The following is a 24,066-nucleotide window of genomic DNA, read 5'->3' on the forward strand; positions in this document are numbered from 1 at the left end:
CCTAATGTCCGGCCTTCTGCATACGCGCAGCCTTGGCGGTGATGGCTGCGTCGAGCGCCTGCCAGCCGCTCAGAAATTCCATGGGAAAGCGGTAGGTGAGGCTGAGATTGTCGCCCACCACAATGTCGCGTTCGCAGGGCGCCAGCGATTGAGCGGCACTCGGGCCGCTCAGGCAGCGGGCCACGAACGGGTCCTTGCCCCGGCGATTGCCGACCGCCAGCACTTCATTGAAATAGCCTGATTTTTCACTGAAGCCGTAAAGCGTCGTGCCGCCCGGGCCGGGCATGCCGGGCTCGACGATCAGGGCGCTGTAGATCGGCGCGAAGCGGCCGCTCATGTCACGCGACATGACCTGTCGTTCGAACGACAGAAAGATGATGCTTTTGCTGGGTCCAGTGTGGTTGAAATCGTCGCGGGCGGCCTCGCTGTAGCCGTCCATTTCGGGATAACGCAGATAGAGGTCGAGGCGCGAGGCGATGCCGTCGCGCCGCGCCTGGTCGAAGCGGATGACATTGGCCGGCACGGCGATGACGTTGTTGCCGATCACCACCTCGTGGATTGTCGTGTCGTCGGTATATCCGGCCATGGCGATCGAGCGGCCCAACCATTTGCCGCCAAGGCTGATCGTCATCGAAAGCACTGCCAGCGCCGCGAACACGTAGAACACCCGCTTCATCAGCCTGGAATCGACGACGGTGAGTTGCGGACCGTTGGCGGTGGCTGCCTGCTTCATCGCGATCCCCAATTTCGGCCGCCTGTTCCAAGCCCAGGCGGCGCATGTAGCGCGGCACGGCTCTTGCGGCACGCCTGTCGAAACACGACTGTGCGATTTCATGGTAAATGGAGGGTAAAGATGGGTCCTGTCGAGCACGCACTTCTTGCTTTTATGGTTGGGCTTGCACCGCGACGATCTTCGCGTCGTGCTGATCGACATTGCATCCCTGGCAGGCACTCTCCTAGGGTCGACCGATCTTTCAGCCTGAGACGATTCGGAGGAGAAAAATGCCGCTCTATGCGATCGACGGAAAAGCCCCCGGTTTCGAGGACGCCGACAGCAACTGGATCGCGCCCGACGCTACCCTGATCGGCGACATACAGATCGGCCGCAACGCGGGCTTCTGGTTCGGCGTCGTCATCCGCGGCGACGAAGAGCCGATCGTCATCGGTGCGGATACCAATGTGCAGGAACACACGATCATGCATACCGATGTCGGTTTTCCCCTGACCATCGGGCAAGGCTGCACGATCGGCCATCGCGCCCTGCTGCATGGCTGCACGATCGGCGACAACAGCCTGATCGGCATGGGCGCCATCGTGCTGAACGGCGCGAAGATCGGCAGGAACTCGCTGGTCGGCGCCGGCGCCCTGGTCACCGAAGGCAAGGAATTTCCCGACAATTCGCTGATCATCGGCTCGCCCGCCCGTTTGGTGCGGGAACTGGACGATGCCGCGGTGGCAAGCCTGCGCGCTTCGGCCGCGCACTACGTCGCCAACGGCAAACGCTTCAGGGCCGGGCTGACGAAGGCGTAGTGGTGAAAATCCAGGATTGGAAGACCAGAAGGGGGTCCCACCGAGCAAAACCGATGACGTAGTTCGGTAGCTGATACATGGCCCAGCTGGCGCGCCGAATTTACCGCATCGACATCAAATTCGTGATCAGACCTGCCTTGATGTTGAGCACGGGTCGATCAGCCTCCGGATGACCGATGTCGTTCAGCTGATCGGCTGTCAAATCGGCCAGTGCCCCGCGTCTTGCGACGGTGCGCCGCCACCCCCTGAAGGTGGCAATCATCATTTCCAGGCCCTTCAGGCTAGGTCCAAACAAATGTCTTTTCGAGGTGCGGGCGGCGCGAGTTTGCGTGTCAGCCATTTTTAGTCTCCCATCGAGATTTGCGGATGAGAGCGTGCCATGCGGCTGTTTTCGGGCTGTTCGGCTGTGCGTGAAAAAAACCGATAAGCCCGACGAGCTGCCGTTAAATCGGTGTTAAATCCATTTGCCGGAATGCTATTCTGCTGCGGCAGTCAAAGCCTGGAGACGGATCTGTGCGCATCAGGTTGCTGGGAGGCCTTGAGATTACCTCCCCGGAGCGCCGGCCCATCCGCTTCGCCACGCGCAAGACTTCGCTGCTTTTTGCTGCCCTGGTGCTGGCAGGCCGCCGCGGCCATCGTCGCGAGTTGCTTTCCGAAGCCTTTTGGCCGGGACGAAGCAATGGCCAGGCGCGCAATAGCTTGCGGCAAGCGCTGGTCGATATCAGACGCTCGTTCCCGGCCGGCAAGGATGCCACCGTCTATATCGATGGGGATCAGGAAGCCGTCGCACTGATTGCCGGTCCGGATGAAGCGGACATTTCGATCTTCGACCGGAAGACCGGAAACTGGAGCAGGGCGGAGCGGCCGATCTCGCCGTCGCCGCAGACCTTTATCGCGGCGGCGTACTTGCAGGGGAAGCCATTCCTGAGGAACTGGATGAGTGGTTTGGACCCTATCTGAACAAATATCAGCGCAAGGCGCTGCAGTTGGTCGATCGGCTGAGCCTCGCGCTGCCGATGCCCGGTTCAACGGAAGAGACGGCTTGCGAAGGGCTGGCAGAGAGACTGCTTGCCTCAGATCCTACGGCGGAGGCCGCCCATCGGGCGCTGATCCGGATCCACGCTCATCGCGGTCACGAAAACGCCGCCTTGCGCCAATTCGAGCTCTGTCGGAATGCCCTGAAAAAGCAGTTGGATGCGGAGCCGGAGGCGCAGACAAGCTCGCTGGCGGCTTCCCTGCAGTCCCGCCAACGAACTGGAGATCGGGGGCCCGGGCCAAGCTCTGGTGTCGCGGCGTCGGCGCAGGTGCTGGTCCCAACGAGACACGACGACCAGCCGTCAATTGCGGTGCTGCCGTTTCAGAATCTAGGCGGTGATGTCGAGCAGGAATATTTTGCCGACGGTATGGTGGAAGACATCGTCACCGCCCTGGCTCATTTTCGTCACCTGTTCGTAGTCGCACGGAATTCGAGTTTTACCTACAAGGGACGCTCGATAGACATAAAGCAGGTCGGGCGTGAACTGGGCGTGCGCTATGTGGTCGAGGGAAGTGTGCGCCGGGCGGGAGACCGCCTGCGCATCACCGGGCAGCTCATCGACACCTCGACGGGGGCGTATCTGTGGGCCGATCGTTTTGACGGAACCCTCGCCGAAGTGTTCGATCTGCAGGATCAGGTCGCCTCGAGCATCGTCGGCGCAATCACGCCGAAGGTGGAGGAGGCTGAGATCGAGCGTGCCAAGCGCAAGCCGACGGAAAGCCTCGACGCGTACGACTACTATCTCCGCGGGCTCGCCGTTTTTGACCGGACGGTCAACGATCAGGCGGCTATCGACGAAGCCTTGCGACTGTTCATGGCAGCGATCGCCCGTGACCCGGAGTTTGCCGCAGCCTACGCGCGGGCTGCGCGATGCTACGCCACTCGAAAGAGCAATGGCTGGATGATCGATCGCGCGGGAGAGGTCGCAGAAGCCGTCCGCTTGGCCAGGCGAGCGGTCGAACTCGGCAGGGACGACGCGATTGCGCTTTCCCATGGTGGATACGTCCTTGGTTACGTAGGAGGCGAACTCAAGAACAGTGCGGTCTGCATCGATCGCGCGCTCGTTCTCAACCGGAATTTAGCGGCTGCCTGGGGCCTAAGCAGCTGGGTAAGAGCCTCCTTTGGTGAGCCGGACAGGGCCGTCGAACACGCTGCGGGCGCCATGCGCCTGAGCCCGCTGGATCCGCGTCTGTTCGCCTGGCAGTTCTGTACGGGGCTCGCTCACTTCTGCGCTGGCCGCTACGATGACGCTGTCGAATGGGCAGAAAGCTCGTTGCGGTCCCAGCCGAACTACGCAAGCGCCATGCGTGTTGCGGCCGCAGGTCATGCGCTGGCGGGGCGGCTCTTGGAAGCGCAGCAAATGATGGCCCGGTTATGCGCGTTTGATCCATTGCTGCGGCTTTCGAACCTCGCCGAGGTGCTGCCGCCGTTTTATCGACCGGACGATCGCAGCAGATATATCGAAGGCCTTCGCAAGGCGGGCCTGCCGGACTAACGCGGTGTCAGCGTGAAGCGAAGGCAGGCGTATGTCGGCTTCGGCACTAGATCGCGTTGTTCGGTGTCACTTAACGCCAGTCGGGAATGGCGCGGCCGAGCCGGCTGGCGCATCGGCTTGGACTACACCGCGACGCCGCGCTCTACGTCTCAATCGGGTGGATTCTTGCCGTCTGAGCTGACTACCGGCATGTGAAGCTAGCGCCACATCTGGGCTTTCGCGGTCAGTGAAACGAAGGTCGCGTCTCGGACCCTTCGAGACGTTTGTCATCCGTGGTCGCGATTTAACGCGATTACGGCGAAGCACACTCCGGCAGGCGCAGCGGCTTCTTTATCTTCGCGAGCTCTTCCGCCTTAGCGCAATCAGGAAGGCCGGCGAGCCGCATGGTTTCGATCAACCGCTGGCGCTCTGCTTCATTGAATCCGGGCTGATTGACAAATCCCTCGACGGTCAAATTGGGAAACCGCCTGAGTGCGTCCTTCACTGAGACCTTCGCCTCTTCAGTTCGGCCAAGAGCCGCAAGCGCGCCAGAACGCATCACCCAGTGCCCTTTTCCATAGTTCTCGGGCGTAACGCGGTCCAGCATCTGCAGGGCATTCTCATACCGGCCGGCCATGAAGTAGGCGTATGTGAAGATCCTAGCGCTCCACATCGGGTAGCTCGGGTTGAGACCAACCGCTTTGTCGACCAATTGCGCGCCGCGCTCGGACTCGCCGAAGGTTGACGCCCATCCGACATAAAAAGTCAGTATCTCAAACTGGCCGGGCGCAAGGCGTAGGGCCGTGTCAAACTCCGCCTTGGCGCGTTCAAATTCTCCTTTGTCACCCAAAGTGCTCGCGTAGACGGCATGTGCCTCGGCATCGCTCGGATCGAGCCGAACGGCGCGCTCGGCTGCCTCGACGGACGAGGCTCGGTTCTTTTCGGGTTCGACGCCGAAGTTGGAGAGGATCCCGTGTGAATGGCTAAGTTCGACCCAGGCGCGGGCAAGGCCAGGGTCCAATTCGACTGCGCGGGTGAGCAGCCTGACGGCCTCCTCGACATCCGCCTGATTGACTTGCTCGAGTTTTTCGGTGCCGAGCAGATAAAGTTCGTAGGCGTTGAGATTCTCGGGTGGCTTTCGGTGGGCGGCGATGCGGCCGGCCTCCTGGACCAAACCTGCGCCGCCGCCGAGGCGGTTCGAAATCTGCTCGGAAATCTCAGTCTGGATTGCGAACAAGTCCTCGTCCGGCCGGTCCCAGCGCTGCGACCAAAGATGTTTGCCCGTTTTGGCGTCGATGAGCTGCGCCGTAATTCTTACGCGGTCAGACTGACGCTGGATGGAACCCTCGACCACAAATCCTGCGCCAAGCACCTTACCCACCTCAATCGGCACGGCTGGTTTGTCCCGGTACTGTTCAGTCGAGTTACGGGCGATCACCTGGAATTCAGGGAACCCCGCCAGATCGGTGATTATGTCCTCAGTGAGGCCATCGGCGAGGCGTCCGGTCGCCTCGTCGCCGCCATAGTTGTCGAACGGCAGCACCGCTACCGACGGTTTGCCGCTTACTGTCGTAGTCGGCCAGAATTGCCAGACCGTCCCGGCTAAAACCAGAATAAGGACTGGCACGGCTGCCCAAACCCAGCGCGGAGGCGATGACCGCGCCGGTTGGCGTGGGGCTCGTCCCTCAAGGATGACGCGGAAGGCCTGCACCGGTTCGGCGATATTCTTCACCTTCTGCTCGCCCAGCGGCTCGAAGCCGAAAGCCAGCTTCTTCTCAACCTCCCTGGCGACCTTTGCCGAGACACAGATGCCTCCCGGGTCTGCCAGCTGCTGAAGCCTGGCCGCGACATTGACGCCCTCGCCATATCGGTCCTCGCCCTCGACGATCACCTCGCCGAGATTGATCCCGATCCTGACCCGGATCCGCTGGTCCTCGGGAACGGCGGCGTTCCGTTCCGCCAGCCCGCGCTGCAGCGAGACGGCGCATTCCACGGCGTCCACCACGCTGCCAAATTCGGCTAGCATCCCGTCGCCCATAAGCTTGAAAATCTGGCTGTGATGGCGGGCAATCTCCGGCTCAAACAGTTCCTTGCGTCCCGCACGAAGGCGCTCGAATGTGCCAGCCTCGTCGCGTTCCATCAGCGCGGAATAGCCCACGACATCAGCAGCAAGAATGGCGGAAAGCTTGCGGTCCATTGGTTCGGCCTAACCTCACCGGATTATAGGACTGGTCGCACTTAAATGAAACGACCGACCTCACCAGCGCTTCAGGGGAACCCGCGTTTCATCCAACACTTCTACTGAACGCCGCAAGCAGTCCCTCGGTGTGGAATGCCCATGTAGCCCGATTGTTCGTCTGCCTCCCGCAAGTCGTTTGCAGTGTGAGGACCGTCGTCGAACGCAGCCCCACGGATCCTTGGGTGGCAAAGCGGCGCATGGCCTAGCCTTAGCCTAAGTCCATTTCCGCAAGTTTCGAGACATTCGAGTTTGCCTCCCGGAATGGCCGACTTGGGTCATGGGCGTGAATTCGGCCGAGCGCGAACGAGCTTCCGCTTCGGGGCTCGTCTCCCGCCATTCCCAACGCGCAAGTAGGATTTGTCATCACCAGAACCCCCAGTGCCGCTTGAAAAGGTGGAGCCGGCCCGGGGACGGGGCCGGCTCCTAAAACCCGGTCGTTGGGGACGGGGAGGTGGGGCTCGACCGGGTTTTTGCGTCGCGTCCTTAGCGGACGCTGGCAGCCGCGCCGTTTTCGGCCGGGGTCGTTATATGGCTCATTCGAGCGCAACAGAGCGCGACTCGCGATCACTCTAAGCTGGTCTTGCCGAGCTGAGTGTACCAAGTAGCGTTATCCCAAAAGCTCGTGATCTTGATGATCCGGCCTTCCTCGTTTGTTTCCAGAATGAACAGATGGCGCAACCAATACTCCTTGCCTTTGTTCGTGATACCAAACGCGTCCTTAGTCTGCTTTCCGCCGATGTGAACATCCACGAAGGCAACGTCACCGCTCTTGTCCTCCCAGATTGTGCTAACCTCGTTGCGCAGGTTAGGGAAAGCATCGATCAGCGTCCGCCAGACCGGCACGCCATCCTTGAGGACATTGCCGGAACCAGCGTCACCGAAAGGCACGTAGACGAACGTGGCATTCTCGGTAAAAAGAGTGGTCATGGCGTCTACTTTCCGATCACGGTAAGCGTCGAAGAATTTCTTTGCCGCTTCCGCTGCATTTGCCGCTTCCGCCGCACCGACCGCGAAGGCAGACAAGATGATTGCGATCAGCACCGCCGAAATCCGAGCTAGGTGCAATTTTTCCCGTGTCCTGAGTGAATGGAACGTCATCATCTCCTCCCTGAGGTTGTTGACTGCGCCAGATTGTCCAAAACGGCAGATCAGGATTCTACAAGATCGAGGAACGTCCTCGCTTCCTTGATGTCCGGCGTCGCGAAGCCCTCTGTGAACCAGCCGCAAACCGGTGCGAGAAGGTCGTGGGCCCTTTGCCGCTGGTTTCCCTGGACCCAGAGTCGGGCAAGAGATGTGGCGGCTCGCAGCTCCCAAAGCTTGGCGCGTTGATCTTGGGCCACGGTAAGCGCGTGCAGGAAAGAAGCCTCGGCCTTCTCGTCGGCCTTCAAGTCCAGGAGCAGTTCGCCCTTGCGGAGGTGCAACTCAGTCTTGTTCCACCGCTCGTTGGTCTCGGTGATCAATGCGAGCCCTTCCTCGATCCTGTCGAGTGCGGCGCGTGGGTTGCCAAGCCTGCTGAGGGCGCTGGCGAGCATGAGCAGCCAGCGTGGCACAAAAAGCTTCGCGTCGTGCCCACGCCATTCGACTATGCCGTCGCGCATTTGAGCAAGACCGCTATCCGACTCACCCGCCTGGGTCAGAACCCAACCCTTGAGAATGACCCCTGCCGTACGCCAAAGTGAGAAACCGTGCTCCGTACTGATCGAGATCAGTTCATCGACAATGGCCTCATCCGCGCCAAAGTTGCTGTCGCGCTTATACCCGCCGAGATCTCTCGAATAAGTGCAAAACAGGGCCGATTGAAACAGGCCGAACGCCGCGGATGGGCTGTGCCGGTGGTGTCTTATGGCCTGTAACAGCTCGGTGTATTTCTCGAATGCTTGATCGGGATAACCGAGGTGGAGCAGCGCGTGGGCGATATAGCAAAGGTTTGCGATACGGGGATCATAAGCGAATCGATAGGCAAGCGCGGCGTGCTCGTTCGGATCGTACAGCGCCAACGACGCCTCCATATGCTTGCGTCCGGCCTCAAAATCTCCCCGGTGCACCGACGTGATGCCGACGCACCGGTGTGCGATCATGATTGTGGCCTGATCGCAGTCGCATTCGGCCCTGCGCAGCATCGATGTCGTCGTTGCCAGCGCAGCATCGAGTTGGCCACGCAGGAGATAGACGAGATACCGGCCGTAATCGGCCACGCTGCGCAGAGTGATGTCGTCCACTCGCTCGCACAACTCTTCGGCTCGCGCGAACGCCGCTGCGGTGGCCGGCGACGACCAACCTTTGGCCGCCATAAAGGCGGTGCCCAACGCCACCTGCATATCCAGCTCCAGGCGGACGCGCTCCTGACTGTCAGGTAGCGTGCGGACAAGTCTTAGCCCATTTTCCAGGTGCGCGATCGACTCCAAAATTGCAGAGCGCTGGATCGCCGATTGCGCGGCTTGCCACCAGTAGCTGACTGCCCGGTCGATAAGGCCTGCCTCGGTGCAGTGATGGGCAATGATCTCCGGCAAAGCCTCGGAACCCGCTGCCACACGCTCTTCGAGAGCCGCGGCGATGCGCGCGTGCATCTGCTGCCGCCGAGTTTTAAGAAGGCTGGAATACGCCGCATCCTGCACGAGCGCATGCTTGAAGCTGTAGGTCGCTTCCGGCGGCGCACCTCGGCAATAGATCAGCTCGGACCTGCAGAGCTGGGCCAAAGCGTCCTGCAGTTTGCCTTCGTCGTGCGGCGCCACGGCGGCCAGCAGATCGTGCGAGAATTCGCGGCCGATTACAGCCCCGATCTGCGCCACTTCCTTGACCGGCGCCAGGTGGTCGAGGCGAGCCATGAGCGAGTCGTGCAGCGTAGCCGGGATTGCCAGCGGCGGGAGAGTTCCGGTCAACTCGAAATGATTGCCGACCTCCCGCAAGAGGCCTGACTCCAGGACTGTCTTGGTCAGCTCCTCAACGAATAGCGGAACCCCGTCAGTTCGCGCCATGATCTGGTCCAGAACCTCACGCGGTAGCGCCTTGCCGCCGGTGACGCGGAGAGCCACGGCTGCGCCGTGCCGTCGCGTGAGACGAGAAAGCGAGAGCTGGGTCACATGGGCATGGCTGGTCCAGGGTGGGCTGAATTCCGGCCGGAAGGTGATCAGAACCAGTGCCGGCAGACGCTGGACCCGCTCAATTACCAGGCCCAGCAGCTCTAGTGTCGAAGGATCGATCCAATGCACATCCTCGTATACGGCCAGCACAGGCTTCTGCTTGGCGAGGCCGGCGAGCTGCTCGACCAAGATTTCCAGCGTGCGTTGCTTGATGCGCTGTGGCGGCAGATCGATTGGCGGGTAGCGTGTTTCAGTTGGGATCGCAAGCAAAGCGGCCAATACTTGCGCCGCCTCCCGGTCCTGCTCGCCGCCCCGAGCGAGCAGAGTTTCAAGTTTGTCGAGCTTCATCTCGGCGTGTCATCACGGTCGAACTGCGCCGCCCGCTCCAAAAGTCCGACCACCGGATAAAGCGCACTGTTGGTGTGGTACGGCGAGCAGTAATTGCTGAGCGGGATGTACGATTCATTGGCCAAGTGCTCGCGCAGGGCGCGCACAATGCGCGACTTGCCAATCCCCGGCTCCCCGGAGAGGAGGATCACCTGTCCTTCACCGTCCTCCGCCCGCGACCAGCGTTCCAGAAGCAGAGCCAGCTCCTGCTCGCGGCCAATGAGCTTCGTCAGCGCGCCGGTGTGGAATGCCTCGAAGCGGCTTTCGGCCCGGCCCTCGCCTCTGACAGAAAAGGCTTTCAAGGCCGTCTCGAAGCCCTTCAGAACCTGTGGTCCCAGATCCTCCAACTCGAACAGATCGCCCAGCAGATGTCGTGTGCTCTCGGCGACAACTACGCTGCCCGGCCTGGCCAAGTCCTGCAGTCGCGAGGCCAAGGTCGGCGTCTCGCCGACCACCGCCCGCTCGCGCGCCTCCTTGTCGCCGACAAGCTCACCGACCACCACGAGACCCGTCGCGATCCCCACCCGGCACGCAAGCGGCTTGCCTTCCGGCGCCCGCAGTTGCGCCACCGAACTGGCAACCGCCAAGCCTGCGCGCACCGCGCGCTCGGCATCATCTTCATGCGCCCGTGGCCAGCCGAAATATGCCAGCACACCATCGCCCATGAATTTCGCAATGTGTCCCTCGAAGCGGGTAATCTCGCCCGCGCAACAATTCTGGTACCCTCGGATGATCTCACTCATCTCCTCGGGATCGACCCGAGCCGAAATCGCGGTGGAGCCGACCAGATCGGCGAACATCACGGTCAGCTGCCGCCGCTCGGCACCAGTTGGGGACGCCGGTGCCGACGCAAGTTCGGCGACTTGAGTCAACGCTTTGCCACCTTCAGCTAAGATTGCAGAGGAACTTTCCCGCAGCTCGGCGATAGCCTCCAGAAGCTTCCGGCGGTGCCCTACCGAACTGACGCCGATGTCCTTGAGATCCTCGGCCGTCAGCCGCAGGAGCACTTCGGCCTCGACGTTGTTCTCACGAAAGGCCGTGCCGTATTGCTGCAGCCCTAAGCTGCGCAGCCACTCCTCAATGTCCATGTCCCACTTCCGCGGTGGAGACGCCGGAGGGCTCCTTCGCTAACAGTCCGGCAGACTCACACAAACGGGGATCCTCTACAACGTCATGGAAGTTGTGGCTGACTGCTTCCGGCGGCTGGCGTGTTAGCGAGGTAGGAGATCAACCGTCTGGTCTTTTGAACCCTGCCGAATTTCAGATCGCTGGAACGAACGGCAAATCCCCACAGCTGTCCTTAAACCACACCCGCGCCAAGGTCGGAAAGGGTCATGGGCGTGAATTCGGCCGAGCGCGAACGAGCTTCAGCTTCGGGGCTCGTCTCCCGCCATTCTCAACGCGATTGTCACCACCTACCGCTTGAAAAAAGTGGAGCCGGCCCGGGGACGGGGCCGGCTCCTAAAACCCGGTCGTTGGGGACGGGGAGGTGGGGCTCGACCGGGTTTTTGCGTCGCGTCCTTAGCGGACGCTGGCAACCGCGCCGGAGCGGCCGTCGTTGATCGTCACCCAGGCGCCCGAATTCTGGCTCGATTGGCGCTTCAGGTAGGTATAGTCGGTGTTGGTCCAGGACAGCACCCTGGTTTCGAGATTGTCGAGGATGAACTCTCCGAGGCTGGTGCGCACGGTCAGCACCGCGTGGCCGTCCCCGTTCGGCTGGCGCGCAACCGTCATCAGCAGGTCGCCGGCCGGAACGCCGATGTTCATCAACGCGCGGCGCTTTTCCAGCGCATAATCCTCGCAGTCGCCGAATTCGCTGTTGGAATAGGACCAGACCTCTTCCTTGCCCCACAGTTCCATATCGGTGCGCGGCGCGATCCTGCTGTTGACCGAATTGTTGATGCTCACGATCTTGGCCCACAGCTTGCGGGTCAGTTCGATTGGCGCCTGCTTCGGCGTCCGCTGACTGCATTCCTGCGGAATCTTCTGGCAGAACTCGTAATGGCCGACCGGCTGTGTGGTGCGGCTGCCGGTGTGCATGAAGGCAGGTCCCGCTGCATACGCTGTTCCCCAGGCGGTAAGCTGCGTCGCCATTGCCAAGAGCAACAGCTTGCCCCTCGTCTTCTTCATCGTCCAGTCTCCCCGTTTGAGGAGACAATGACACGATTGGATTTATTCGACGCAAAGGCTCAAAGTAGACATTAAGTAAAACGCCCATAGAATAAACCTAAAATTTGAGTCACTTCAGTATAAAATTGTTGAGGCGTTTGCGCCGGGATCACATCGGCGCGGCGCGGCGCCTTGGCGCGGCATCGCTGGCAGGCCGCGTTGACCGGCGCACCAAAAAAAACCGGCCAAAATAGGCCGGTCGATTGCGGGAATGTTTGTTGTTTGTCAGGTGCCGGATGCGTTGAATTCGGAATCGAGCGTTTCTGGCCTCTGGATGACCGCGAACTCGATGGCGATGCCGTCCTCGAAATGGCGCACCACCTGGCCGCGCATGGTGCCCAGCATGACCTGGATGCCGATTGCCGGCTTGACGTCGATCTCGACCGCGGCGCCCGAAAGCGACAGGTCGATGATGCGGCACTGGTACTGGCGCCCGTCGCCGAGCTGAAGCACGCTGGTCGGATTGCGCGGCGCCACGCGTTCGTGGCGGCGGTCCTCCGGCAGATCGAGCTCGTGCTTGTTGGCAAGCCAGGTCAATTGCGCTGCAAGCTTGTCCTTCTTGCGTTCGGACGCGATGACGGTCATCGCGAAGCCGTCCTGCAAGATGCGGGTGACGACGCCTTCGATGCGGCCGATGTGATCGATGTAGGCGATGACTTTCTCGCCCGGCATGCCGATGCGTTCGGTGCGAAGCGCTACATTGCCCGGCGACATGTCGACCACCTGGCAAGGATGTTCGGTGCGATCCTCCAGCATGAAGCGTCCATAGATCTTCACGCGGACGCGCTGAAAGTTGCGCCTTTCAGCGTGGGACGGCGCGGTGTCGACCGCCGCTGACCTCATGACTGCCTACACCCCGTTTGGCATTCCGCGCGTTGATGCGAAGAACTTCGTCGGAAAGCTACAGCCAAGCGGGTTAACAAAGGGGAAAGCCTGAGACCGCTACTTTAGGATTTTGGATTATTCCCCGCGCCCGCCGTCGAATACGACCAGATGACGGATGCGGCGCGCCGGGCCGAGCGCCGAAATCGTCTGCGACGGATCGAGTTCCGACGGGACAAGCGAGGGAACGTCGATGGCCGGCCGGTTCTTGAGGAGTATCGGTTCGTTCTCCGGATCGACGAGACGGATCGAATCGATCAGGGCGTCGTCGATCGGATCCGCGCCCAGCCAGAACGGTTTTTCAGCAGCGCTTATCACGCCGAGGCAGCGCGGATTGTCGACACCGCCGTCGAGCGGCAGGGCGAGCAGCTCGAACTTGCTGGAACGGTCGGTGCGGCTGAAACCTTCATAGGTGATGAGCACGACGGATTTCTGATCGAAGACGCCTTGGATCAGTTTCGAGATAAGCCGCTGGTCCTTCTCGCGCCACAGCGAGCGAAAGGAAAACCCCTTGAGTTCACGGCCATAGACTGCGCAAAGCCTTGTGCCGGCGAGCCGGAATACCGCTTCGCCGCGCGTATCCTTTTCCAGGATGAATGTGTCGGCCAGCAGCGACTTGATATCGGCCGGCTCGACTTCCGAACGCTTCGGGGCAGGGCGCCCGTCACGCAGCCGGTTCCAATAATGGAACAGCGTGATCGATCCGTTCTGGTTCATGCTATGCTGCTCCGCGCAATCTGTCGTCTGATGTCCCATCGGTGAACAGAAGGGCGCCCTCCGAGGACCTACATGCGTTGCGGAGCAGGATGCGTGCCAGCATCGTTAACACTTGTTCACGGGTCGGGGTCGTTAAGGTTAACAAGTGGTTTACGTTGCGCTCCACCCAAGCCGGTGGCACGATAAAACCACTCCAGAAGCGGTCGTTTCGCAGCGATCGGCAGTATTTCAGTCAAGAGTTTGGGGGAGCACGGGGGCTCGACCAGCCGTTCAAGGGCAGCCTTGGACGGCTTCTTTTTGATTCGCGCCAATTTTGATTCGCGCCATTTTGATTTGCGTGGGGCAATTCGCCCTTTGTGAATCGGGTGACCGTGATCTACATGCTCGCGAAGTCGAATCCCGCGACTGAGTGCGAGCCATATGAGCGAACCAGCAAGCCCCTCGGAAATCGAACAGGGCGAGGGCGGACCTGTCGGCCGCGAGCCGGAGCCGCGCCGCGAGCCGGTATTCAACATGCCGCCCGTCGTGCTGGCGCTGGTCGGCATCTGCGTCGTCGTTCACCTGATCCGATTATACTGGCTCACCGACGACCAGGATTTTTCCCTGCTGATCCGGACCGCCTTCATTCCGATCCGCTATTCCGGTCGCTTCGACCTCGATTTCTACGCGTTTTCGAGCCCCTTCACCTATGCCTTCCTGCACGGCGGCTTTGCTCATCTTGCCGTCAACATGGTGTGGCTGGCGGCTTTCGGCTCACCGCTGGCGAACCGCTTCGGCGCGCTTCGTTTCAGCCTGTTCTTCGCGGCGACGGGGCTGGCGGCGGTGGTGCTGTTCTGGGCCGTGCATCCGCTCGGCCAGACGCCGCTGGTCGGCGCATCGGGCGCGATTTCCGGCATGATGGGGGCCGCCGCCCGCTTCGGCTTCCGCACCGATCGCTCGACCGGCAAAGCCGCCTTCGCCGGCCCGCCGCTGCCGATGGCGGCGGTGTTCCGCTCGCGCGGCGTTGTGACTTTTCTTGCCATCTGGATGGTGATCAATCTCGCCACCGGCCTCGTTGCCTTCGCGCCCGGCATCGACAGCCAGATCGCCTGGGAGGCCCATATTGGCGGTTTCTTCGCCGGTTTCTTCGGCCTGCGGGCTTTCGATCGGCGGCAGCAGGCGGATGAGTTCAGGGCTTGAGCCTCGCCGCACTTGAAAAGCAATCGATCGCGGCGCACGATGTTTAGTACTAAGCAAGCCGGTCAGGGCAGGAACCGGCAAGTAAAACTGAGGAGGACGCCATGACTGTTAAGGCAATTCTCGAGCAGAAGGGCCACGACGTGTTGACGCTCGGGCCGAACGAAAAACTGAGCGAGGCCATTCGCATACTGGCCGAGCACAGGATCGGTGCGCTGGTCATCACCAATGGCGATCACAAGATCGTCGGCATTCTTTCCGAGCGCGACGTCGTGCGGGTCCTCGCCAGGGCAGGGGCCGCCGCATTGGATATCGCAGTGCGTTCGGCGATGACGCCCAAGGTAAAGATCTGCAATGAGAACCACACCGTCAACGAGGTCATGGAGATCATGACCAGTGGCCGTTTCCGCCATTTGCCCGTGGAAAAGGACGGCCTGCTCGACGGCATCGTGTCGATCGGCGACGTGGTCAAGCGGCGCATCGAGGATGTCGAGCGCGAGGCCGCGGAGATCAGGGCCTATATCGCGACGGCGTGAGATCGCCAGCAAGTTTTGTCGAAGTCGGCGCCGCCCCTCATCGCTCTGCCCGGCACTTATCTCACGGCCGCAATCTGTGCGTGCAGTCTGCAACGTTGGTGATGGCGTCGATGACAGCGCCCCTCTCCCCGTCACTATACGGGGAGAGGATGCCGGTGTCCGAACCGGATAGATAGGTAACAGAGTAGACCGATTGCATAGGTGACAGTTTTCTTGTCCGCCGGGAGGTACCGGCGATGGTTTGGCGAGAGACTGACATCATGGACGAGCGGTTGAGGTTTATAGTGGATTGCCTTTCGGGAGAGGAGACGATGACGGCTGTTTGCGAGCGGTACGGGATATCGCGCAAGATCGGCTACAAGTGGCTTGGTCGTTACCGGGAGTTCGGCCCGGAAGGTTTGCATGATCTGCCGCGAGCGCCGCTCAATCACGGCCGCGCGACCGCTGCCGATCTGGTTGAGCGGATCGTTGCGCTGAAGGAGGCGCATCCGGCATGGGGGCCCAAGAAGATCATCGGGCGGCTCAAGCGTGAGGCGCCGTCGCACCCGTGGCCGGCGATCTCGACGGCCGGCGAGATTCTGAAGCGCCACGGCCTTGTCGGCCGGCGGCGGGGGCGCTGGAGAGCTGTGGGCAACGGCCCCTGGCCAGATGCGCAAAGGCCGAATGCGGTGTGGACGGGCGACCACAAGGGCTGGTTCCGGACCCGTGACGGGTGGCGCTGCGAACCGTTGACAGTGCTGGATGCGTGGAGCCGCTACCTGTTGGCGCTCGAAGCGACGGGTTCGACGGCAGATGAGGAGGCCTGGCCGGTGTTCGAACGGCTGTTTGAGGAGCATGGTCTGCCGGATCGGTTCAGAAGCGACAATGGTTCACCCTTCGCGTCGGCCGGCGTCACCGGGCTGACGCCGCTTGCGGTGCGCTTCATCAAGCTCGGCATCGCGCTGGAGCGGATCGCGCCCGGCAAGCCTCAGCAGAACGGCTGCCACGAGCGCTTTCACCTGACCATGTTGCCGCTGGCCAAGGCGCCTGAGATCGACAGACAGGCGCAGAGCCAGGCTTTCGACGCCTTCCGTCGCGAGTACAATGAGGAGCGTCCGCATGAGGCGCTCGGCATGGACACGCCGGCCGAATACTACCGCGGTAGCGAGCGGCAAATGCCGGCCAACGTGCCCGAGCCCGACTATCCGGCCGAGGCCGCAGTCAGGCGCGTGCGCAACAATGGCGCGATCAAGTGGCAGGGCGGCGAGATCTATGTCTCGGCCTCGCTTGCCGGCGAGCCGGTCGCCGTCGAAGAAACCGAAACCGGCGAATGGGCCTTACGCTTCTACGCCCACCCGCTCGGCCACATCGATCTCAAGCGAATGCGCCTGGTCCGCCGCAGCGCCTTGCAACCCCGACCAGCCGGCGCTGCGGCGGACACCACTGCGCAGGAGAAGGGGGGAAAACTGTAACCTATGTATCCGGTTCAAACTGTTACCTATCTATCGGCTGGACACCGGCAGGCAGGTGAGGGGCAGCGCAAACGTTTCCGGTAGCCGTTGCCCCTACCAGTCGGCGGCTTCACGCTTGTCTCCTTTTGCGGTTTGCATTAGCGGATGACTTCACTTTAAACGTCGAATTCACGTGAATTCCGTCACCGATAACGCGCAGGCCACCATGACCCTCATCGACACCCGCACGCCCGACGCCAAACGCCTGATATCGGGCGCCACCGGCGACTGGGAGATCATCATCGGCCTCGAGGTTCATGCGCAGGTGACTTCGCAAGCAAAACTGTTCTCCGGCGCCTCGACGGCTTTCGGTGCGCCGCCAAACGCCAATGTCAGCCTTGTCGATGCGGCGATGCCGGGCATGCTGCCGGTCATCAACGAGGAATGCGTCAAGCAGGCGATCCGCACCGGCCTCGGGCTGAAGGCCGAGATCAACCACAAATCGGTCTTCGACCGGAAAAACTATTTTTATCCCGATCTGCCGCAGGGCTATCAGATCTCGCAGTTCAAGCAGCCGATTGTCGGTGAGGGCAAGGTGATCGTCTCCGTCGGCCCCGACCGGCAGGGCGAGTTCGAGGACATCGAGGTCGGCATCGAGCGCCTGCATCTGGAGCAGGATGCCGGCAAGTCGATGCACGACCAGCATGCAACCATGTCTTACGTCGACCTCAACCGCTCCGGTGTGGCGCTGATGGAGATCGTCTCCAAGCCCGACATGCGCTCCGCCGACGAGGCCAAGGCCTATGTCACCAAGCTGCGCACCATCGTGCGCTATCTCGGCACTTGCGACGGCAATATGGACGAAGGCTCGTTGCGCGCCGACGTCAACGTCTCGGTGCGCCGGCCCGGCGGCGAATTCGGCACGCGTTGCGAGATCAAGAACGTCAACTCGATCCGCTTCATCGGCCAGGCCATCGACTACGAGGCGCGCCGCCAGATCGCCATCATCGAGGACGGCGGCAAGATCGACCAGGAAACGCGGCTGTTCGATCCCAACAAGGGCGAGACGCGCTCGATGCGTTCCAAGGAAGAAGCGCACGATTACCGCTATTTCCCGGATCCCGACCTTCTGCCTTTGGAATTCGACCAGGCCTATGTCGATGCGTTGGCAAAGGAGCTGCCTGAATTGCCCGACGCCAAGAAGGCGCGGCTGATCTCCTCGCTCGGCCTGTCGACCTACGACGCCTCGATCCTGGTATCGGAAAAGGCGGTCGCCGACTATTTCGAGAAGGTGGCCGCTGGTCGCGACGGCAAGCTTGCCGCCAACTGGGTCATCAACGATCTGCTGGGTGCGTTGAACAGAGCCGGAAAGGGTATTGAAAATGCTCCGGTTTCGCCCGATCAGCTCGGCGCGGTCATCGACCTGATCAAAGAGGGCACCATCTCCGGCAAGATCGCCAAGGATCTGTTCGAGATCGTCTGGAACGAAGGCGGCGATCCGCGCCAGCTGGTCGAAAGCCGCGGCATGAAACAGGTCACCGACACCGGCGCCATCGAAAAAGCGGTCGACGAGGTGATTTCGGCCAATCCCGACAAGGTCGAGCAGGCGCGCGCCAAGCCGAGCATGGCCGGCTGGTTCGTCGGCCAGGTGATGAAGGCGACAGGCGGCAAGGCCAACCCGCAGGCCGTCAACGACCTCGTCAAGGCCAAGCTCGGGATCGATTAGGATGATGTTCGTTCGCACCGCTGGCGAGCGCGATCTTGCCGCGGTCCGGGCGCTGCTGGTCGAAACGTGGCACGCCACCTACGACGCCATCTATGGCGCTGCCAAAGTCACCGAGATCACTGATGAATGGCATTCGATCGCCTCGCTCAAGGCGCGGCTGACACGGCCGAATTCCGAGTTCCTGGTCGCAGACGACGGCAAGCGCATCGGCGGAATGGCTTTCGCCGCAGCCACCACGGATGCGAAGATCGTCATGCTGAACCAGCTCTATGTGCATCCGGCCTGCCAGCGGCAAGGGATCGGCCAGGCGCTGCTGGAAGAGGTCGAGGCCAGTTTTCCCGAGGCGCGGAAGCTGCGCGTCGAAGTGGAAGAGGCAAATGCTCCGGCCGTCGCCTTCTATCGCTCGAAAGGGTTTTTGCCCGCCACTGCCGACTGCGGCGGTGGCTCAGAGCTGCCGGTGCTGATTTTGGAAAAGGCGATCGGATAGATTTGCCTGGCCTGTCAGGTCGCAGTCAGTTGCGTTTTATGGGCTGCGCCGTGCGGGCTGAATTGCGGAATCGCGATCAGAAAAAACACGACCGCAGGCAGAAGTTCACCAGCGGCTAATGCTGAGGCAAAAAAACATGGTGCGACGCACAAAAATATTGCAATGCACTGCAGATACCGTAACGTCAGGGTCCTGGATGAACGAGACGGCTTTTCTACAAAGGTCGCCCGCCGCAAAGGATGGAAACCATGACCAAGACCGCTGATAAAACTGCTGAAATCATCGAGAACGCAGAAGTCCCGACCGAGGTAACCGAACAGTTCCGCGCCGTCGCCGAAAAGGGCGTCGAGCAGTCGAAAGAAGCCTTGTCGAAATTGGCGACCGGCGCCGAGGCGACCCAGAAGGCTCTCAAATCGTCGATTGAAACAGCCAGGACCGCTAGCAATGAGCTGTCGCTGAAGACGATCGCCGCCGTGCGCGCAAACGTTGAGGCCAGCTTTTCTCACCTCGAAGCCCTGGTTGCCGTGAAATCGCCATCCGAGTTCATCGAACTGCAGACGGCCTTCTTGCGCCAGCAGGTGGAAAAGTCGGTCGAGCAGGGCAAGGAGCTTCAGGTGGCGGCGACGAAAGCCGCAGAAGACGTATCCAAGCCGATCAAGGAGGTCTACGAGAAGGCGATGAAGGATCTCAAGGTCGCCTGATTGGCCTAATGGACGGTCGCGCAAAAGCACGCCCTCGGGCTTGAACCGGGGGCGCAAAGCGGTTTTGCGATAGCGACATGCATAAAAACAAGAACTTGAAGCGCCAAGAACTTGAAGCGCGTTGCATGAATCCATCCAAACGGCACGCGCTTTAGGCGGAAGGAACCTCCACGTTGTCGATCAGCCGGGTCTTGCCCAGCCAGGCCGCTGCGAGCAGGCGGCCATCGCGGTTTGGCCGCCACCGGGCGAGCGTCAGGCTCTCGCGCGCCGCGACATAGTCGACTTTGTCGAAGCCGGCCTCGACCAGCGCGCGGCTGGCCTCGGCGGTCGCGCTGCCTTCATCCGCGCCTGCCGTGAGTGCTGCCGCCGTTCGGCGCAAAATGGCGTTGAACTGGCGCGCCACCGCAAGCTCGGCATCGCCGAGATAGGCGTTGCGTGACGACATGGCGAGCCCATGCGCGTCGCGGATTGTTGGCGCGCCGATGATGTCCACCGGCAGATCAAGATCGCGGCAGAGCTGCCTGACGACGCAAAGCTGCTGATAATCCTTTTCGCCAAAGACCGCGCAGTCGGGCGATGCCTGCAGGAAGAGCTTTGCCACGACCGTTGCGACGCCGTCGAAGAAGGTCGGCCGGAAATCCGATTCCAGCCCCGCGGCTGGCCCGCCGACCGAAATCCTTGTGGCGAAGCCGGCCGGGTACATCTGCGCCACACCGGGGGTGAAGGCAAGTTGTGCGCCGGCCTCGGCCAGCCGATCGAGGTCGCGGCCGAGCTGGCGTGGATATTTGTCGAGGTCTTCGCTCGGCGCGAACTGGGTCGGATTGACGAAGATCGAGACGACGCAGCGATCGGCCTTCTCCAGCGCGATCCTGATCAGCGAGATATGGCCGTCATGCAGCGCACCCATGGTCGGCACCATGGCAACGCTTAGGCCATCGCGACGCCAGTCGCGGATTTGCGCGCGAAGCGCGGCGACGCTGTCGACGACGCGGGGCGGGCTCATTCTTTGTCCTTGTCGACTGTGGCGGAAAAGACGTGGTCCGGGCTCGGAAAAGTCCGGCTGCGCACCTCCGCCGCATAGCTGGCTGCCGCCTGCGATACGATGCTGCGCAGGTCGGCATATTGCTTGACGAACTTCGGCACCCGGTCGACGGTCAGGCCGACCATGTCGTCGATGACCAGGATCTGGCCGTCGCAGTCGCCGCTGGCGCCGATGCCGATGGTTGGAATGGAAATGTGCCGGGTGAGGTCGGCGGCGACGGTCTCGACGGTGCCTTCGATGACCACCGAAAACGCGCCGGCCTTTTCGACCGCTTCGGCGTCGCGATAAAGGGCAGCCACATTCTCGTTGGTCCGGCCCTTGATCCTGTAGCCGCCGTCTTCTTCCACCGATTGCGGCTGCAAGCCGATATGTCCCATGACCGGAATGCCGGCAGCGACAATCGCCGCAATCTGTCGGGCCACCGTGACGCCGCCCTCCAGCTTGACGGCCTGGCATCCGGTTTCATCGACAAGCCGCCGCGCCGAGGCGACGGCTTGGCGCGGCGTTGCCTCATAGCTTCCGGCCGGCATGTCGACCACCACACAGGCCTTGGCTGACCCTCGCATCACCGCTTGTCCGTGGGCGATCATCATCTCCAGCGAAGCGCCCAGGGTGGTCTTGTGGCCATGGAGAACCATGGCGACGCTGTCGCCGACCAGAAGCAGGTCGACATGATCGTCGAGCAGGCGGGCGATGGGATAGGTATAAGCGGTGAGGCAGACGATCGGCTCGCCGCCCTTGCGCAGGCGAATGGAGCCGGCACTGATCCGCGGATCCGCGCCGGATGCGTCTGGGGCCATCTTTACCTCCCTCAACCGTCAATCAGGCTGGGTACCTGAATGCGGCGCGCTGAGCTTTAGAAAGACCGCGCAGCCTTGGCAAGGCATGCCTCGACAGGACGCGAAAGGCTTGCCACGGTGCGTCGGTTTTCCGACGCCCATTTGCACGGCTCATTCGGCAAAACCCTTGCCTTGGCGACGGCCTGACGCCATAAGCAGGAAACAGGCGCCGCCGCTGCCGCCGCGAGGATTTGGGCCACGAGGGTTTGGGCCACGGGGATTTGCCACGAGGATTTGGATGAAGACTTTCCTTCTGCAGTTTTTCACCTGGTGGAACAGCCAGACGCTGGGCACGCGCTTCCACACCTGGCGGCATGGCAAGAAAGTCGGGCAGGACGAGGCTGGCAACGTCTACTACGAGGGTGGTGTCGATTCGGAAGGCCGCACCCGCCGCTGGGTCATCTATCACGACTATTCGGAAGCCTCGATGATTCCGCCCGGCTGGCATGGCTGGATGCATCACCGCGTCGATGTCCCGCCGACGAGCGACACCTACAAGCCACGCGACTGGCAGAAGCCGCATCAGCCGAACCTCACCGGAAGTGCCGCGGCCTATCGCCCCAAGGGCTCCCTGCTCAGCAATCAGCACCGCCCGCAGGTGACCGGCGATTACGACGCCTGGACGCCGGGGTCGTAAGAGACTGTTTCGAAATTCGCTCTGGCGAGTCAGGGCCGGATCGATCCTTTATCGCCACAATTGGCGTTTAGTTGCTTGTCGATCTGACAGCAGCGACTAGCCTTGGGCGCGATAGAATCACCCCGGGCGCAAACCACCGGATCCCTGCATGAGCATTTTCAGCCGAATCTCGATAGGCGGACTGACGCTGGCCGCCACCGCTTTTGCGGCTTTTAGCATCGCCGCCGCACAGACGTTGGAGGCGCCAGTGGACCCGGGCGCGCCATCGGAATTTGAGGCGCCAGCGGACCCGGGGGCGCCGACGGAATTTGAGGCGCCAGTGGAACCGGATGCGGCAGTGGAACCGGATACAACTGTGGCGCCGGCGGCGCCGGCCGCGCCGCAGCGCATCACCAATCCCGTCGCCGAATTCGCCGGCATCGACAAGATCACCGGCCGCATCATCACCTTCGATGTCTATATCGACGAGACGGTGCAGTTCGGCGCTTTGCAGGTGACGCCGCGCATCTGCTATTCGCGGCCGCAAACCGAAGAGCCAAAGACCGATTCTTTTGTCGAGGTCGACGAGATCACGCTGGATCGCAAGATCCGCCGCATCTTCACCGGCTGGATGTTTGCCGAAAGCCCCGGCCTCAACGCCGTCGAGCACGCGGTCTACGACGTCTGGCTGAAGGGCTGCAAGCAGAAGTCGGAAGTGCCGGCACCGGACGCGGCCAAAACCAACTAGTGAATAGTGAATAGTGAATAGCAAGAAGGAGTTTTACGGGCCGAAACTTCTCTGCATGCTACTACTCACTACTCACTACTCACTACTCACTACTCACTACTGACTATTCACTACTCTGCCTGGCGTGCGGGATCGCCTGTTCGGAATCACGTACTGAGCCTTCCGGAACCGCACAGTCGTCCGTGCGTTGGCATGGCTGGCGGTACGGAGGATGTCCCATGATGGCTATGATGGCTAATAAAAGCGAGCTTCTCGAACTCGAAAAAGGGTTCTGGACCGGCGATGCTGCCTATTTCAAAGCCAACGCCGACACCGAATGCCTCGTGGCTTTCCCAAACATGGCGCAAACGATGAGCAACGCCGATCTGGCCGAAACCGCGACGGACCCGAATCGCTGGCGCGATCTCGACATCGACCTCAAGGGCATCATCGAGCCGGGCAGCGACATTGTCATGCTGACCTATGAGGCCCATGCCACGCGCGAGAATGGCGAGCCTTATGCGGCGCTGGTCAGCACCGGCTATGTCCATCGCGTCAATGGCTGGAAGATGATGTTCCACGCGCAGACGCCTCTTGAGCCTGCCGCAAAAAGCTGACCAAAAACCGACCTTTGACGCAGATCATGGGAAGAAGACCGCCTCGCCCTTCAGCGCGTCGGCCAGCATCTTTTCGTATTTGCCCCTTGGCACGTCGACCGCGCCGAAGCGTTTGAGGTGCTCGGTGGTGAACTGCGTGTCGAGCAAGGCGAAGTGTCGTTGCTTCAGGCGTTCGACCAGATGCACCAGGCAGACCTTCGACGCGTCCGTTTCCCTGGCGAACATGCTTTCGCCGAAGAACACCCGGCCGAGAGACACGCCGTAGAGGCCGCCAACCAGCCGACCCTCGCGCCAGGCTTCGACCGAATGGCAATGGCCCATCCGATGGAGTTCGACATAGGCCTCGCGGATTGGCGCATTGATCCAGGTCGACCGGCGTTCCTCGCGCCTCTCGGCGCAGCCGTCGATGGTCGCCTCGAAATCAAAATCAAAACGGATATCGAACCGGTTTTTCCGGATCGCCTTCCTCAGGCTTTTGGGCGTGTGAAAACCATCCAGCGGGATGATGCCGCGCGTCTCCGGCCGCACCCAGAACACTTCGGGATCGGTGGCGCTTTCGGCCATCGGAAAGACCCCCGAGGCGTAGGCCTTGAGCAACAGGTCGGTCGGGATGCGATAGCCTGGCGCGTAGGGACGGGTCATCGCACCATTATAT

The 24,066-nt window shown here is 61.6% G+C and carries 24 protein-coding genes; 12 read left to right on the top strand and 12 right to left on the bottom strand.

The window, feature by feature from the left end:
- Position 1: 1 nt before the first annotated feature.
- Positions 2–733: a hypothetical protein gene (locus tag JG739_RS18875; protein WP_202362900.1), complete on the bottom strand. Its 732-nt coding sequence runs from the start codon at positions 731–733 to the stop codon at positions 2–4.
- Positions 734–1,002: 269 nt separating this feature from the next.
- Between JG739_RS18875 and JG739_RS18880 the strand changes: the two genes are divergently transcribed.
- Positions 1,003–1,530: a gamma carbonic anhydrase family protein gene (locus tag JG739_RS18880; RefSeq protein WP_202362901.1), complete on the top strand. Its 528-nt coding sequence runs from the start codon at positions 1,003–1,005 to the stop codon at positions 1,528–1,530.
- Between the two features lie 100 nt (positions 1,531–1,630).
- Here JG739_RS18880 and JG739_RS18885 read toward each other — a convergent pair whose 3' ends face one another.
- Positions 1,631–1,870, bottom strand: coding sequence for a hypothetical protein (locus tag JG739_RS18885; RefSeq protein ID WP_202362902.1), 240 nt, complete (start codon positions 1,868–1,870; stop codon positions 1,631–1,633).
- Positions 1,871–2,043: 173 nt separating this feature from the next.
- On the opposite strand from JG739_RS18885, the gene JG739_RS35395 reads away from it, so the two are divergent.
- Both JG739_RS35395 and JG739_RS18890 read left to right on the top strand, forming a co-directional pair.
- Entirely contained in the window at positions 2,044–2,490 is a 447-nt protein-coding gene (locus JG739_RS35395; protein ID WP_244749478.1) for an AfsR/SARP family transcriptional regulator, read from the top strand.
- On the top strand, positions 2,451–4,061 hold the full coding sequence (locus tag JG739_RS18890; RefSeq protein WP_342216462.1) for a BTAD domain-containing putative transcriptional regulator: 1,611 nt from the start codon (positions 2,451–2,453) through the stop codon (positions 4,059–4,061). The genes JG739_RS35395 and JG739_RS18890 overlap by 40 nt, the downstream gene beginning before the upstream one ends.
- A gap of 292 nt (positions 4,062–4,353) precedes the next feature.
- On the opposite strand, the gene JG739_RS18895 is transcribed toward JG739_RS18890, so the two are convergent.
- The 7 genes from JG739_RS18895 to JG739_RS18920 form a co-directional block, all read right to left on the bottom strand.
- On the bottom strand, positions 4,354–6,237 hold the full coding sequence (locus tag JG739_RS18895; protein WP_202362903.1) for an adenylate/guanylate cyclase domain-containing protein: 1,884 nt from the start codon (positions 6,235–6,237) through the stop codon (positions 4,354–4,356).
- Positions 6,238–6,843: 606 nt separating this feature from the next.
- Positions 6,844–7,320, bottom strand: a complete 477-nt coding sequence (locus tag JG739_RS18900; protein WP_202362904.1) for a nuclear transport factor 2 family protein — start codon at positions 7,318–7,320, stop codon at positions 6,844–6,846.
- 107 nt (positions 7,321–7,427) lie between these two features.
- Entirely contained in the window at positions 7,428–9,707 is a 2,280-nt protein-coding gene (locus tag JG739_RS18905; protein WP_244749479.1) for a hypothetical protein, read from the bottom strand.
- Positions 9,704–10,834: an adenylate/guanylate cyclase domain-containing protein gene (locus JG739_RS35400; protein WP_244749480.1), complete on the bottom strand. Its 1,131-nt coding sequence runs from the start codon at positions 10,832–10,834 to the stop codon at positions 9,704–9,706. Before JG739_RS35400 ends, JG739_RS18905 begins: the two co-directional genes overlap by 4 nt.
- A gap of 433 nt (positions 10,835–11,267) precedes the next feature.
- Positions 11,268–11,876, bottom strand: a complete 609-nt coding sequence (locus JG739_RS18910) for a transglutaminase-like cysteine peptidase (RefSeq protein WP_202362905.1) — start codon at positions 11,874–11,876, stop codon at positions 11,268–11,270.
- Positions 11,877–12,140: 264 nt separating this feature from the next.
- The gene (locus tag JG739_RS18915; protein ID WP_202362906.1) at positions 12,141–12,758 is read right to left on the bottom strand and encodes a PilZ domain-containing protein; all 618 of its coding nucleotides are present in this window, start codon (positions 12,756–12,758) and stop codon (positions 12,141–12,143) included.
- 117 nt (positions 12,759–12,875) lie between these two features.
- Complete coding sequence (locus JG739_RS18920; RefSeq protein ID WP_202362907.1) at positions 12,876–13,514, bottom strand: PAS domain-containing protein; 639 nt, start codon at positions 13,512–13,514, stop codon at positions 12,876–12,878.
- A 420-nt stretch (positions 13,515–13,934) separates the two neighbouring features.
- Between JG739_RS18920 and JG739_RS18925 the strand changes: the two genes are divergently transcribed.
- From JG739_RS18925 to JG739_RS18950, 6 genes are all read left to right on the top strand, one after another.
- Entirely contained in the window at positions 13,935–14,693 is a 759-nt protein-coding gene (locus JG739_RS18925) for a rhomboid family intramembrane serine protease (RefSeq protein WP_202362908.1), read from the top strand.
- A 101-nt stretch (positions 14,694–14,794) separates the two neighbouring features.
- Positions 14,795–15,226 carry a CBS domain-containing protein gene (locus tag JG739_RS18930; protein WP_202362909.1) on the top strand — a complete coding sequence of 144 codons (432 nt, stop codon included), beginning with the start codon at positions 14,795–14,797 and terminating at the stop codon, positions 15,224–15,226.
- 236 nt (positions 15,227–15,462) lie between these two features.
- Positions 15,463–16,677 carry an integrase core domain-containing protein gene (locus JG739_RS18935; protein ID WP_202362542.1) on the top strand — a complete coding sequence of 405 codons (1,215 nt, stop codon included), beginning with the start codon at positions 15,463–15,465 and terminating at the stop codon, positions 16,675–16,677.
- A gap of 205 nt (positions 16,678–16,882) precedes the next feature.
- Complete coding sequence (gatB, locus tag JG739_RS18940; protein WP_202362910.1) at positions 16,883–18,382, top strand: Asp-tRNA(Asn)/Glu-tRNA(Gln) amidotransferase subunit GatB; 1,500 nt, start codon at positions 16,883–16,885, stop codon at positions 18,380–18,382.
- Between the two features lie 4 nt (positions 18,383–18,386).
- Positions 18,387–18,869, top strand: a complete 483-nt coding sequence (locus tag JG739_RS18945) for a GNAT family N-acetyltransferase (protein ID WP_202367524.1) — start codon at positions 18,387–18,389, stop codon at positions 18,867–18,869.
- 248 nt (positions 18,870–19,117) lie between these two features.
- Positions 19,118–19,570 (top strand): phasin, encoded by a 453-nt coding sequence (locus JG739_RS18950; RefSeq protein WP_202362911.1) that lies wholly within the window; start codon positions 19,118–19,120, stop codon positions 19,568–19,570.
- A 151-nt stretch (positions 19,571–19,721) separates the two neighbouring features.
- Here the strand turns inward: JG739_RS18950 and panC are convergent, their stop codons facing one another.
- Together panC and panB are read right to left on the bottom strand one after the other, a co-directional pair.
- Positions 19,722–20,573, bottom strand: a complete 852-nt coding sequence (gene panC / locus JG739_RS18955) for a pantoate--beta-alanine ligase (RefSeq protein WP_202362912.1) — start codon at positions 20,571–20,573, stop codon at positions 19,722–19,724.
- Positions 20,570–21,412 carry a 3-methyl-2-oxobutanoate hydroxymethyltransferase gene (panB, locus tag JG739_RS18960; RefSeq protein WP_202362913.1) on the bottom strand — a complete coding sequence of 281 codons (843 nt, stop codon included), beginning with the start codon at positions 21,410–21,412 and terminating at the stop codon, positions 20,570–20,572. Before panB ends, panC begins: the two co-directional genes overlap by 4 nt.
- A gap of 277 nt (positions 21,413–21,689) precedes the next feature.
- Here panB and JG739_RS18965 point away from each other — a divergent pair, with 277 nt between their 5' ends.
- The 3 genes from JG739_RS18965 to JG739_RS18975 all read left to right on the top strand — a co-directional run bounded on the left by JG739_RS18965 (position 21,690) and on the right by JG739_RS18975 (position 23,411).
- Positions 21,690–22,088 (top strand): NADH:ubiquinone oxidoreductase subunit NDUFA12, encoded by a 399-nt coding sequence (locus tag JG739_RS18965; RefSeq protein WP_202362914.1) that lies wholly within the window; start codon positions 21,690–21,692, stop codon positions 22,086–22,088.
- Between the two features lie 148 nt (positions 22,089–22,236).
- Positions 22,237–22,815 carry a DUF2155 domain-containing protein gene (locus JG739_RS18970; RefSeq protein ID WP_202362915.1) on the top strand — a complete coding sequence of 193 codons (579 nt, stop codon included), beginning with the start codon at positions 22,237–22,239 and terminating at the stop codon, positions 22,813–22,815.
- Between the two features lie 218 nt (positions 22,816–23,033).
- Positions 23,034–23,411 carry a hypothetical protein gene (locus tag JG739_RS18975; RefSeq protein WP_244749481.1) on the top strand — a complete coding sequence of 126 codons (378 nt, stop codon included), beginning with the start codon at positions 23,034–23,036 and terminating at the stop codon, positions 23,409–23,411.
- A 24-nt stretch (positions 23,412–23,435) separates the two neighbouring features.
- Here the strand turns inward: JG739_RS18975 and aat are convergent, their stop codons facing one another.
- Entirely contained in the window at positions 23,436–24,053 is a 618-nt protein-coding gene (aat, locus tag JG739_RS18980; protein ID WP_202362916.1) for a leucyl/phenylalanyl-tRNA--protein transferase, read from the bottom strand.
- Positions 24,054–24,066 lie beyond the last annotated feature (13 nt).

Origin of the sequence: Mesorhizobium sp. L-2-11 (assembly GCF_016756595.1) — a bacterium.
GTDB lineage: Bacteria > Pseudomonadota > Alphaproteobacteria > Rhizobiales > Rhizobiaceae > Mesorhizobium.